11 protein-coding genes are annotated in these 11,758 nt (G+C 67.7%); 8 read left to right on the plus strand and 3 right to left on the minus strand.

From position 1 onward, the window contains the following. The first annotated feature begins 136 nt into the window (after nucleotides 1-136). Nucleotides 137-1,825, plus strand: a complete 1,689-nt coding sequence (locus DIE16_RS15890) for an APC family permease (protein WP_185641016.1) — start codon at nucleotides 137-139, stop codon at nucleotides 1,823-1,825. Between the two features lie 116 nt (nucleotides 1,826-1,941). Here the strand turns inward: DIE16_RS15890 and DIE16_RS15895 are convergent, their stop codons facing one another. The 3 genes from DIE16_RS15895 to DIE16_RS15905 are packed head-to-tail and all read right to left on the minus strand — an operon-like array spanning nucleotide 1,942 to nucleotide 4,465. After that, nucleotides 1,942-2,703 carry a PAS domain-containing protein gene (locus DIE16_RS15895; RefSeq protein ID WP_260426284.1) on the minus strand — a complete coding sequence of 254 codons (762 nt, stop codon included), beginning with the start codon at nucleotides 2,701-2,703 and terminating at the stop codon, nucleotides 1,942-1,944. Between the two features lie 17 nt (nucleotides 2,704-2,720). After that, a complete protein-coding gene (locus tag DIE16_RS15900; protein WP_124488086.1) occupies nucleotides 2,721-3,374 on the minus strand; it encodes a response regulator in 654 nt (217 codons plus the stop codon). After that, entirely contained in the window at nucleotides 3,374-4,465 is a 1,092-nt protein-coding gene (locus DIE16_RS15905) for a sensor histidine kinase (RefSeq protein ID WP_221622530.1), read from the minus strand. Before DIE16_RS15905 ends, DIE16_RS15900 begins: the two co-directional genes overlap by 1 nt. 224 nt (nucleotides 4,466-4,689) lie before the next feature. On the opposite strand from DIE16_RS15905, the gene DIE16_RS15910 reads away from it, so the two are divergent. The 7 genes from DIE16_RS15910 (at nucleotide 4,690) to DIE16_RS15940 (ending at nucleotide 11,671) form a co-directional block, all read left to right on the plus strand. Next, nucleotides 4,690-5,295 (plus strand): dimethylamine monooxygenase subunit DmmA family protein, encoded by a 606-nt coding sequence (locus DIE16_RS15910; RefSeq protein ID WP_124892690.1) that lies wholly within the window; start codon nucleotides 4,690-4,692, stop codon nucleotides 5,293-5,295. Further along, a complete protein-coding gene (locus tag DIE16_RS15915; RefSeq protein WP_124892692.1) occupies nucleotides 5,292-6,227 on the plus strand; it encodes a PDR/VanB family oxidoreductase in 936 nt (311 codons plus the stop codon). Before DIE16_RS15910 ends, DIE16_RS15915 begins: the two co-directional genes overlap by 4 nt. 10 nt (nucleotides 6,228-6,237) lie before the next feature. Continuing rightward, complete coding sequence (locus DIE16_RS15920) at nucleotides 6,238-7,254, plus strand: DUF3445 domain-containing protein (RefSeq protein WP_124892693.1); 1,017 nt, start codon at nucleotides 6,238-6,240, stop codon at nucleotides 7,252-7,254. 48 nt (nucleotides 7,255-7,302) lie between these two features. Beyond that, nucleotides 7,303-8,433 carry an aminomethyltransferase family protein gene (locus DIE16_RS15925; protein WP_124488090.1) on the plus strand — a complete coding sequence of 377 codons (1,131 nt, stop codon included), beginning with the start codon at nucleotides 7,303-7,305 and terminating at the stop codon, nucleotides 8,431-8,433. Nucleotides 8,434-8,506: 73 nt separating this feature from the next. Then, nucleotides 8,507-9,364 carry a formyltetrahydrofolate deformylase gene (gene purU, locus DIE16_RS15930; RefSeq protein ID WP_260426285.1) on the plus strand — a complete coding sequence of 286 codons (858 nt, stop codon included), beginning with the start codon at nucleotides 8,507-8,509 and terminating at the stop codon, nucleotides 9,362-9,364. Then, nucleotides 9,361-10,227, plus strand: a complete 867-nt coding sequence (locus DIE16_RS15935) for a bifunctional 5,10-methylenetetrahydrofolate dehydrogenase/5,10-methenyltetrahydrofolate cyclohydrolase (RefSeq protein ID WP_124488091.1) — start codon at nucleotides 9,361-9,363, stop codon at nucleotides 10,225-10,227. The genes purU and DIE16_RS15935 overlap by 4 nt, the downstream gene beginning before the upstream one ends. 73 nt (nucleotides 10,228-10,300) lie before the next feature. Then, nucleotides 10,301-11,671, plus strand: a complete 1,371-nt coding sequence (locus DIE16_RS15940) for an NAD(P)-binding domain-containing protein (RefSeq protein WP_124488092.1) — start codon at nucleotides 10,301-10,303, stop codon at nucleotides 11,669-11,671. Nucleotides 11,672-11,758: the final 87 nt, after the last annotated feature.

Genomic DNA, 11,758 nt, shown 5'->3' on the forward strand with positions numbered 1-11,758 from the left:
GCCGGCATCGCCCCTCCGTCGCCGTGCGACGCCGGTTCTCTCTCGGAAGGAGTACCTCTTTAAGAGAGTTGTTTGCGCGTTATTGGCCAACGATCGTTGATCGCATCGTACCCAACCCGACTTGACGGAGACCCCCATGAGTTCCCTCCCTGACAGCGCACCGGCGGATTTCCCCGCCGCGCATGGCGAGACGGCCGGACTTCAGCGCAAGATAAGCTGGACCGGCGCATTCTGGGTCGCGAGCGGCGTGCCCGCGCTCGTGCTCTTCTCGATCGGCTCCATCGCGGCCACCGTCGGCAAGCCGTCGTGGATCGTATGGATGATCTCGATCCTGTTCGGCTTCATCCAGGCGTTTTCTTACGCGGAGATTGCAGGACTCTTTCCGCACAAGTCGGGCGGCGCGTCGGTGTACGGTGCGATCGCGTGGGTGCGCTACAGCAAGTTGCTCGCGCCGCTGTCCGTGTGGTGCAACTGGTTCGCGTGGTCGCCGGTGCTGGCGATCGGCTCGGGCATGGGCGCGGGCTATGTGCTGAACATGCTGTTCCCGGCCACGGCCGCGATCAACACCTGGCAGATCACGCTGCTCGATCTCGGCTGGCTCGCGAGCGGCCTGTCGCTGCGCATCAACGCGACCTTCGTGATCGGCGCGATCATCCTGCTCACGACCTTCGCGGTCCAGCATCGCGGCATCCTGCAGGCCGCAAAACTCCAGATGATTCTCGCGATCGCCGCGCTGCTGCCGCTGCTGCTCGTCGGCGTCTATCCGATCCTGAGCGGCGACCTGCCCAAGTCGCACCTGCTGCCGCTCTACCCGCTCGCTAAGGATGCGGCCGGCCGCGTCATCGACGGAACATGGAATCTGGCGGGCCTGCAGCTGATGGCGGGCGGCCTGTTCATCGCCGCGTGGTCGACCTACGGCTTCGAGACGGCGGTCTGCTACACGCGCGAGTTTCGCGATCCGCGCCGCGACACGGTCAAGGCCATCGTCTATTCCGGCCTGCTGTGCATCGTGTTCTTCACGATGGTCCCGCTCGCGTTCCAGGGCGCGCTGGGCCTCGGCCAGCTCGTCACGCCCGAAGTGAAGGATGCGGCCGGCAACGTCACGCAGGCGGCCGTCTACGACGGCGTGCTGTCGCCGGGCATCTTCAGCGGCATGGGCGTCGCCGAAGCCATGGCGCAGATCGTCCACGTCGGCAACCGGGGCGAGTACATCCTGAAACCGATGCTGGTATTCGCGCTGGTGCTCGCGATCATGACGTCGATGGCCGGATCGTCGCGCACGCTGTATCAGGCATCGGTCGACGGCTGGCTGCCGAAGTACCTGTCGCACGTGAACGAGAACGGCGCGCCGACCCGCGCGATGTGGACCGATCTCGGCTTCAACCTGTTTCTGCTGCTGATGTCCGACTACACCGTCGTGCTCGCGATGTCGAACGTCGGGTACATCATCTTCAACTTCCTCAACCTGAACGCGGCATGGATCCACCGCCTCGACCGCGCGAACTGGCCGCGCCCGTTCAGGGCGCCGCGCTGGCTGCTCGCGCTCGGCACGCTGCTGTCGTTCGTCAACCTCGCGCTGATGGGGTTCGGCGCCGACGTGTGGGGCAAGGGCACGCTGGTCTCGGGCCTCATGTTCGCCGCGCTGATCCTGCCGGTGTTCGCCTGGCGGCATTACGTGACCGACAAGGGCCGCTTCCCGGACCAGATGCGGGAGGACATGGCGTTGTCCGGCAGCATGCAGCCGCGCAAGGCCGGCTATCTTCCGTACCTGACGCTGCTGCTCGGCGTGGCGGTCGTCGCTGCGACGCACTGGTTCGCGCCATAAGCGCGCCGTCGCGGTTGCGCTCGAATCGAAACGACGCCCGGTTCACGACCGGGCGCCGCGCTTTCGCGCCGGCAATCCGGCGCGGGCGCAGCCCGCCACGCGCATGCGTCGGCCGCTCAGGCGCCAGGCCGGTCGCCCGGCCGCACTTCGAAGATCGCGCCCTCGACGCCCAACACCTCGCCGCTCGCCGAATAAATCCCGACGCCGTTCTCCCACACCGGCTTGATCCGTCCGTCGGCGCACCTGATCCGATACCGCAGATCGAAGACGCCGCGCACCGCCAGCGCCTGCTGTACACCCGTCCACACGTAATCGGCATCCTCGGGCACGATCAGTTGCCCGAATGCATGCGCATGCCCGTCGAGAAACCACTGCCGCGGATAGCCGGTCAAGCCCTCGCATCCGGCGCTCACGTACTCCATCGTCCACAGCCGGTTGTTGCGGCCGCGGTAGACGAGGCCCGGAATGCTGTCTAGCAGCCCCGCGACGCTTCTCAGGTGTGCCTGCGTCGAAGTCTCGCGACGGCGGTCGAGCGTCACGTCGGACAGCGCAACGGACGAGCCGCCGGCATTTCTCTTCAACGACACCTCGAACCAGCGCAGTTCGCCGTCCGGACGCACGCAGCGCAGACGCTCGCGGACCCCGCCGCGCGAGATCGCCCGCGCACGCTGCAGCATGCCGCTCCAGATGCGCCGGTCCTCCGGATGCACGTAATCGACGAAGCGCCGACCGGCCGCGGGCCGTTCCATCGCGTCGGTCCACGCGACGTTGAAGCCGGCGATCCGTCCCGCGCCGTCCAGCTTCAGCAGCGCAAGCGGGCAATCGTCCACGTCGAACGCGCCGCTCGACGGCTGCGTCGGCTGAACAGGCTGAGTCACGCGCGCGCCGTCCTTCATCACGCCCCCCGTTCCCGCGTCGATGCGCCGATCGCGCGCCGGTGCACCGATGCCGCCAGCTCGAGCCGCGTTCGCGCGTCCAGTTTCCGCAGCAGGTTCTTCACGTAGACCTTCACCGTGCCCTCGCTGATGCCGAGCACGCGCGCGATCTGCTTGTTGCTCATGCCGTCGGCGATCAGCGTCAGCGTCTGCGTTTCGCGCGCGGTCAGGTCGGCCGGCCGCGCGTCGGCATGCGCGCCGGCGACGCCGTCTTCGTCGGCGAGTTCGTCGTCGAGCACCACGAGCCCCCGCATGCAACTACGCACGTAGGCGAGCAGCGCTTGCGGCTCCGACTCCTTCAGCACGTAGCCGTCGGCGCCGAGCCGCACGGCCGCGCGCAGCTCGTCGCGCTCCATCGACGCCGTCAGCAGCACCTTCACGCAATCGACCTCCTTGCGCCTGAGCCCGTCGAGCACCTGCAGCCCGCCGAGCCCCGGCATGTGCAGATCGATCAGCACCAGCTCCGGGCGCAGCATGCCCGCGAGCGAAATCCCCTGCGCGCCGTTCGACGATTCGCCGACCACGCGAAATTCTCCGGTCGCACCAAAAAATTCGGCCACGCCGCGGCGAAACAGCGGGTGATCGTCGATCAACAGCAGCGTCGTCGGTTCCATCAGGATGTCTCTCCGAATGTCGCGCCGTCCGGCACGACAAGTATCACGCGCGTCCCGCGGCAGGCGCCGCCATCGATCGCGATGCGTCCGCCGATCGCCGCCGCGCGTTCGCGCAAGATGTCGAGGCCGTAGTGGTTCAGGTCGGCCGATCCCTCGCTGAGCCCGATTCCGTCGTCGACGACGGATACCTGCAAACCATCGCCGTCGGTCCGCAGCGTGATCCACGCATGCCCGGCCTGCGCATGACGCACGACGTTCGACAGCGCTTCACGGACGATCTGCAGGATATGCAGCGCGATGCGCGGATCGATCCGCAGGTCGGGCACGCGATTGTCGAGTTCGAACACCACATCGCAGCGGCGCGAGAATTCCGCGACCGACTCGGCCAGCGCCTGCTGCAGCGAGCGCCCGTCGAGCGTCAGCCGCGCGCTGGTGATGAGCTCGCGCACCTGGCGCTGCAGGCGCGTCGTCATCGTGCGCAGTTCGGCCAACAGCGGGTTGCCGGTCGTGTCCTGTTGCTGCAGGCGAGCGACCAGGAACGACATGAAGCCCAGTTGCTGCGCGACCGAGTCGTGCAACTCGCGTGTCAGCGCCTCCGACGGGTTCGTCGCGTCGCGCCCGTGCGCGTCGGCGGGCGCCCGACGCATCAGCGCCGCGCGGATCGTGGCCGCGACGATCTCGAGGTCCATCAGCAGCGTCGGCGCCGCCGGCAGCGCGACGTCCAGCACCAGCACCGCGTCGCCGAGCGCGCGCACCGCGCGCCCGTGCCCCTGCCCGACGCAGTCCGGACACAGTTCGCATGCGCCGTCGCTTGCCCCATGCCGCAACTTGCAGCGATGCCCCTGCGTGCATCGCACCAGCGTGTCCGGCGCGGATTCGTAGCCCGCGCCGCCATCGAGCGCGAGCACGATCCGCGCGTCCGGCAATTCGCGCGCGAGCCCCGTGAAGAACGCGTGAAACGCCACGTGGCGCGGCGCGCCATTGACGTATCCGGCCAGAAACGCGAGCAGCGCGTCACGCATGCGCGTCGGCAACGACGCGCCGCCGGCGGGCCGCATGCATCGGTCGGTCAGGCTGTCGTCAGGAGTCACGGTCGTTCGGCACGGACAAACCAGGATCGAATCACGACGCAAGTTCCATGCCTTTCGGCGCCGTTCCGGCGCGCTACCTCTTAGGGCGTACCTCCTCTTCAGGATTGAACGGCAATTACTGGCAAGAAACTATGTTGAACAACAGGAACGCAAACGTGACGCCACGACCGTCGCCGAGCGTACGCCCATTCATGATGCAAACGCCCCATTTTGGGAGCCGATCGATGCACTCAATTGAACCGTTCGCAGCCCGCAACCGGCAACCGGCCCATACGCCGTTCGTGCCGCCGAGTTTGCCGCACTATGCGCCGCTGCAGCCCTGCGCCGAGGCCCGCTCGCATCTCGTGGTCGCGCAAGGCGACGCGCTCCACGCGCTGCCGGCGTTCATCAACGCGCTCGCCGGGCTGCCGGGCAGCGCGCTGCTCGTCACGCTCGGCAAGCTGCAGGCAATCGGCCTGCCGACCGTGTTTCACGCGTCGCTCGACACGCTCGAAGACGAGGTGCGGCACCGGCTGGATGAAAGCACGGTCGGCGTGCGTCTTTATGTGTGCGGCGACGAGACGTTCGTCTGGCACATTCGGCGTATCGCGCAGGCGGCCGGCCTGCTGCCGGAGGAGGTGGCCGCGGCCGTGTCCGGCACGCGGCGCACCGTGTACTGCGTGCATTGCGGGGCCGCGCATGCGCACGACGGGCATGACGAGCCCGATGAGGTCACCTGCCCGTCATGCGACGTCCGCCTGAGTGTCCGCCAGCATTTCTCCGCGCGGCTCGGCGCCTATCTCGGCGTCTGCGCGGACGCCGACCGGCCCTGCGCGGGAGACCGCGCATGAACCTGCTCGACGTTCGCGTGGCCGAAGCCCGCATGCTCACACCCGTCGTGCGCGAACTGGTGCTGACGGCGCTCGACGGCCCCCTTCCGGCGTTCTCGTCGGGCAGCCATGTGCAAGTCGTGCTGAACGACGGCGGCCGCACCTATCGCAATGCCTATTCGCTGGCGGGCGATCCGGCCGAACGAAACCTCTACCGGATCGCCGTGCGCCGTCACGCGTCGTCACGCGGCGGCTCCGCGTTCGTGCACGACCGTCTGGAACCCGGCGCGCGCCTGCGCATCACCGCACCGGCGAACCTGTTCGCGTTGAACACCACCGCGCGCCATCACGTTCTCGTCGCGGGCGGCATCGGCATCACGCCGTTCATCGCGCATCTCGCGGAACTCGAGCGCCGGCAAGCGAGCCACGAGTTGCACCATGCGTACCGCGCGGGCCTGACGGATGCCTATCGCGCATCGCTCGATGCGCGGCTCGGCGCGCGCTTTCACGGCTATGACGGCGTGCACGCACGCTTCGACGCGATCGCGATGCTGCAAAAGCAGCCGCTCGGCACGCACGTCTACGTGTGCGGCCCCGCAAGCCTGCTGGACGCGGTGCGCGCCGCGGCCGCCGCGCTCGGCTGGCCGGCCGGCCGCGTGCACTGGGAAGCCTTCGTGGCGCCGGCGCCGGGCCAGCCGTTCGCGGTCGACCTGCGCCGCAGCGGCCGTCGCATCGCGGTCGGCGCCGAGCAGAGCCTGCTCGAGGCGCTCGAATCGGCGGGCATCGACGTGCCGAACCTGTGCCGCGGCGGCGCATGCGGCCAGTGCGCGACGCGCTATCTCGACGGCACGGTCGAGCATCGCGATGCGTTCCTGGACGCCGACGCGCGCGCCACCCATCTGATGCCCTGCGTATCGCGCGCGTGCGGCGCCGCATTGACCCTCGACCTGTGAGATCCGAGCCATGAGCGTATTCATCAAGCCCGCGCAAACCTATCGCGACGACTTCTCGTTCCGCAACAGCCCGGCGGCGATCGCGCGCTTTCCGTTTCCGTTCCCCGAGGACCGGTACATGTATTCGGTCAACCTCGAGCCCGCGACGCCGCGCGATCCCGGCTCGGTCTTCGCGCACCACTTCGACATCGACGAGCACTACCGTTCCGAGATCGCCGAACGCGCACGCGTGCTCGACGCCGATCCGCGCCGCGCGATCGTGATGCCGCACATGGAGACCGCGTGCTGGGACACGCTGGAGATGATCATGACGCATCTCGCGCACGACTATCCGGCGTGGTTCGCGCTCGAGCGCGACGGTGATCGCTGGCACTGGCGGAACCACGCGCTCGACCTCGACCAGGCCTTCGTGTTCGGCGACGCGCGCACGCTGCCGTACGGCCCGCTCGAATACGTCATGCGGCAGACGCAAGGCGACATCGCGCTGCTCGACCAGCGCGCCGGCGACCTGTACATGGACGCCGGCGTCGTCACCGGCCCGGCCGACTGGTCGCTCGCGTTCGATGCGGGCATGAGCTTCAAACAATGGCACGCGCCGGTGCCGCTCGCGCACCAGGCGGGCGTATTCGACCGCGCGCTGAAATACCTGCTCGGCGTGCAGGCAGGCCACCCCGTGCGCCGCCTGAACTGGACGCTGACCATTCATCCGCGCCTCGACACGTCGCCCGAGACCTATCACCAGTGGGGCGCGGACCGCGGGCGCGTGACGCCCGACAACGTCGGCGAAGCCGTGCACCTGCGCGTCGAGCTGCAATTGATGGCGCGGCTTGCGCGCAGCAATGCGCTGATGTTCGGCATCCGCACCTACCTGTGCAGCATGGCCGACCTCGTCGGCAACCCGGTGTGGGCGCGCCGGCTGCACCGCGTGCTGCGCGACCTGCCCGACCCGATCGCCGAATACAAGGGCATGACCCGCTACCGGCACACGCTCGTCGAATGGCTCAGCCGGTTCGACGTCGACGCCTGACCCGGCGTTTTCCGTAATCGACCTTCACTTTCGTTTGGAGAATTCAAGATGGCGAACTCCTGGCGCATCTCCGCCCTCGCGGACCGGCATCGCGCACTCGGCTCGAATCTCGAGGACTGGAACGGCATGGGCACCGCATGGACCTATGCGACCGATCTCGCCGACCACCACGAGGCCATTCGCACCCGCGCAGGCCTGATGGACGTATCGGGGCTGAAGAAGGTGCACTATGTCGGCCCGCACGCCGAAAGCCTGCTGAACTGGGCGACGACGCGCGACATCGGCAAGCTGTATCCCGGCAAGTCGGTGTACGCGACGCTGCTCGACGAGAGCGGCAAGTTCATCGACGACTGCATCGTCTACCGCACCGGCCCCAATGCGTTCATGGTCGTCCATGGCGCGGGCGCGGGGTACGAGCGCCTCGTGCGCTCCGCGTATGGCCGGCAGGTCGCCGTGCTGTTCGACGACGACCTGCACGACCTGTCGCTGCAGGGGCCGGTCGCGGTCGACTTCCTTGCCGAATACGTGCCGGACATCCGCAACCTGCCGTACTTCCACCATGTGCAGACGCGCCTGTTCGGCCGGCCGGCGATGATCTCGCGCACCGGCTACACCGGCGAGCGCGGCTACGAGATCTTCTGCAAGGCCGCCGACGCGCCGTTCATCTGGGACACGATCCTCGACAAGGGCCGGGCGATGGGCATCGTCCCCTGCGCATTCACCGCGCTCGACTGGCTGCGCGTCGAGAGCTACCTGCTGTTCTATCCGTACGACAACTCCGAGATGTACCCGTTTGCCGACGAGCGCGCCGGCGACACGCTGTGGGAACTCGGCCTCGATTTCACAGTGTCGCCCGGCAAGACCGAATTCTGCGGCGCGGCCGAGCACTTCCGGCTCGCCGGCAAGGAGCGGTTCCGGATCTTCGGCGTCGAGCTCGAGGCCGCGAAGGCCGCGCAGGCCGGCGACACGCTCTGGCACGACGGCAAGGCGGCCGGCGTGATCACGTGCGCGATGTATTCGCGGCTGACGGGGCGCTCGCTCGCGCTCGCCCGCCTCGACGTCCGGCATGCCCGTGCGGGCGTGCCGCTCGTGGTGAAGGGCAGCGTCGAGACGCGCGCGACCACCGCGCTGTTGCCGTTCGACGATCCCGACAAGAAAAAGCGCACCGCCGTCGGCTGACGCGTTGACGACCATGCATGACCGGCGACGGCCGGCCTTTCCCGCATTCCGATCCGTTTCGAGGACACACGACGTGAATCCGAACTACATCCTGACGATCAGCTGCCCGGCCACGTCCGGCATCGTGGCTGCCGTCACCGCCCATCTCGCCGCGTCGAACTGCTACATCGGCGAGCTGGCGCAATACGACGACGAGGTCAGCGGCACGTTCTTCATGCGCGCCGTGTTCCGCTTCAACACCGGTGCGAACGGCAACGTCGAGCAGCTGCAGCGCGATTTCGCGGGCGTCGCCCGGGATTTCTCGATGCAGTGGCAACTGAAAAGCGCCGGCGAACCGATGAAGGTGCTGCTGATGGTCAGCAAGTTCGACCACTGCCTGTCCGACCTGCTGTACCGCTTCCGCAAGGGCGAGCTGCGCATGCAGATCACCGCGGTCGTGTCGAACCATCTGGATCTGCGGCCGATGGCCGAGCGCGAGGGCATCCGCTTCATCTACCTGCCGATCACGCCGGACACCCGAACGCGGCAGGAGGCGGAGCTGATGCGCATCGTCGACGAAACCGGCACCGAACTCGTCGTGCTGGCCCGCTACATGCAGATCCTGTCGAACGACCTGTGCGAGCGGCTCGCCGGCCGCGCGATCAATATCCACCACTCGTTCCTGCCGGGGTTCAAGGGCGCGAAGCCGTACCACCAGGCGTTCGAGCGCGGCGTGAAGCTGATCGGCGCGACCGCTCACTACGTGACGTCCGACCTCGACGAAGGGCCGATCATCGAGCAGGAGGTGCAGCGCGTCGACCACGTGCTGCAGCCGTCCGATCTCGTCGCGATCGGACGCGACACCGAGACGGTCGCGCTGTCGCGTGCGGTCAAGTATCACACCGAGCACCGCGTGTTCCTGAACCAGAACCGCACGGTGATCTTCCGATGAGCGGCGCGACGATCATCGACGGCAAGGCGATCGCCGACGCGCTGCTGGAATCCGTCCGGCACGACGTCGCGCGGCTGCGCGGCGACGGCGTGCTGCCCGGCCTCGCGGTCGTGCTCGTCGGCGACGACCCGGCGAGCCACGTCTATGTGCGCAACAAGATGCTGCGCGCGCAGCAGGTCGGCATCCGTTCGATCGAGCATCGGCTGCCCGCCGACACCGTCGCGTCCGACTTGCTCGCGCTCGTCGCCGAACTCAACGCCGACCCCGACGTCCACGGGATTCTCGTGCAGATGCCGCTGCCCGCGCCACTCGACGCCGCGGCCGTGATCGACGCGATCGATCCGCGCAAGGACGTCGACGGCTTCCATCGCGACAACGTCGGCGGGCTCGCGCTCGGCCAGGACGCGCTCGTGCCGTGCACGCCGTCGGGCTGCATGCATCTGCTGCGGGAGATCGTCGGCGACTTGCGCGGCAAGCATGCAGTCGTCGTCGGGCGCTCGAACATCGTCGGCAAGCCGATGGCCGCGCTGCTGCTCCAGTCCGACTGCTCGGTGACGACCGTCCACTCGCGCAGCGCGAACGCCGCCGAACTGTGCCGCCAGGCGGACATCGTCGTCGCGGCAGCCGGCAAGCCGGGGCTCGTCGATGCGGACTGGATCAAGCCGGGCGCGGTCGTCGTGGATGTCGGCATCAACCGCATCGAATCCGGCGGCGCGACGCGGCTCGTCGGCGATGTCGACCACGACAGCGTGGCGCGCGTCGCCGCCGCGTTGACGCCGGTTCCGGGCGGCGTCGGTCCGCTGACGATCGCCTTCCTGATGAAGAACACCGCGCTCGCGGCGCGGCGGCAGCGCGCGACGTAACCCGCGTCCGCGCACGAACGGCACGCGCCGTTCGCCGAACCACGGCTAACCACTTCCAACGAGGTAGAACGCGATGACACAACGTGTTGCAATCATCGGTGCGGGCCCATCCGGCATGGCCCAGCTTCGCGCCTTCCAGTCGGCCCAGGCGAAGGGCGCGGACATCCCCCAGCTCGTCTGCTTCGAGAAGCAGCGCGACTGGGGCGGCATGTGGAACTACACGTGGCGCACCGGCACCGACGAACATGGCGAGCCGGTCCACGGCAGCATGTACCGCTATCTGTGGTCGAACGGCCCGAAGGAATGCCTGGAGTTCGCCGACTACACGTTCGAGGAACACTTCGGCAAGCCGATCGCGTCGTATCCGCCGCGCGAAGTGCTGTGGGACTACATCAAGGGACGCGTCGAGAAGGCCGGCGTGCGCAAGGACATCCGCTTCAGCACCGTCGTGCGCCAGGTTGCGTTCGACGACGCGAGCGGCCGCTTCACGGTGACCGCGCACGATCTCGACAAGGACGTCGTGTACGCGGAAGACTTCGACTACGTCGTGAATGCGTGCGGCCATTTCTCGACCCCGAACATGCCGAGCTTTCCCGGCTTCGACAGCTTCGGCGGACGCATCCTGCATGCGCACGACTTTCGCGACGCGCTCGAATTCAAGGACAAGGACATCCTGCTCGTCGGCAGCAGCTATTCGGCCGAGGACATCGGGTCGCAATGCTACAAGTATGGCGCGCGCAGCATCACGAGCTGCTATCGCACGGCGCCGATGGGTTATCACTGGCCGGCGAACTGGGAGGAAAAGCCGTTGCTCGAGCGCGTGCGCGGCAACGTCGCGTTTTTCGCCGACGGCAGCAGCAAGAAGATCGACGCGATCATCCTCTGCACCGGATACCAGCACCATTTCCCGTTCCTGCCCGACAGCCTGCGCCTGAAGACGAACAACCGGCTTTGGCCGCTCGACCTGTACAAGGGCATCTTCTGGGAACGCAACCCGAAACTGATCTATCTCGGCATGCAGGACCTCTGGTACTCGTTCAACATGTTCGACGCGCAAGCCTGGTACGCACGCGACGTCATCCTCGGCCGCATCGCGCTGCCCGGTTTCGACGCGATGCACGCCGACAGTCTCGCGTGGCGCGCGCGCGAGGAAACGCTGGTCACCAACCAGCAGATGTTCGAGTATCAGGGCAGCTATATCCAGGACCTGATCGATGCGACCGACTATCCGAGCTTCGACATCGCCGGCGTCAATCGCACGTTCCTCGCGTGGAAACACGACAAGCACGAGAACATCATGGGCTATCGCGACAAATCGTATCGCTCGCTGATGACCGGCACCCAGTCGCCGCCGCATCACACGCCGTGGCTCGACGCGCTCGACGATTCGATGGACGCGTACCTCGGCGAGCGTGCGCCCGAGCCGCGCGTTCGCGCCGGCTGACTGTCGCGGCACTGCGCTGTCGCGTCACCCGACCGGGCCCCGGGTGCCGCGACGCCCGACGTGCCGTTCGCGGCCGCGCGCATCGCG

The sequence above is a fragment of the Burkholderia sp. Bp9090 genome (assembly GCF_003857985.1).
Classification (GTDB): domain Bacteria; phylum Pseudomonadota; class Gammaproteobacteria; order Burkholderiales; family Burkholderiaceae; genus Burkholderia.

What these genes read in the sequence shown, in the direction of transcription:
- DIE16_RS15890 (WP_185641016.1), top strand. Translation starts at nt 137, where the DNA reads ATGAGTTCCCTCCCTGACAGCGCACCGGCGGATTTCCCCGCCGCGCAT.
- DIE16_RS15900 (WP_124488086.1), bottom strand. Translation starts at nt 3,374, where the DNA reads ATGGAACCGACGACGCTGCTGTTGATCGACGATCACCCGCTGTTTCGC.
- DIE16_RS15910 (WP_124892690.1), top strand. Translation starts at nt 4,690, where the DNA reads ATGCACTCAATTGAACCGTTCGCAGCCCGCAACCGGCAACCGGCCCAT.
- DIE16_RS15915 (WP_124892692.1), top strand. Translation starts at nt 5,292, where the DNA reads ATGAACCTGCTCGACGTTCGCGTGGCCGAAGCCCGCATGCTCACACCC.
- DIE16_RS15920 (WP_124892693.1), top strand. Translation starts at nt 6,238, where the DNA reads ATGAGCGTATTCATCAAGCCCGCGCAAACCTATCGCGACGACTTCTCG.
- DIE16_RS15925 (WP_124488090.1), top strand. Translation starts at nt 7,303, where the DNA reads ATGGCGAACTCCTGGCGCATCTCCGCCCTCGCGGACCGGCATCGCGCA.
- DIE16_RS15935 (WP_124488091.1), top strand. Translation starts at nt 9,361, where the DNA reads ATGAGCGGCGCGACGATCATCGACGGCAAGGCGATCGCCGACGCGCTG.
- DIE16_RS15940 (WP_124488092.1), top strand. Translation starts at nt 10,301, where the DNA reads ATGACACAACGTGTTGCAATCATCGGTGCGGGCCCATCCGGCATGGCC.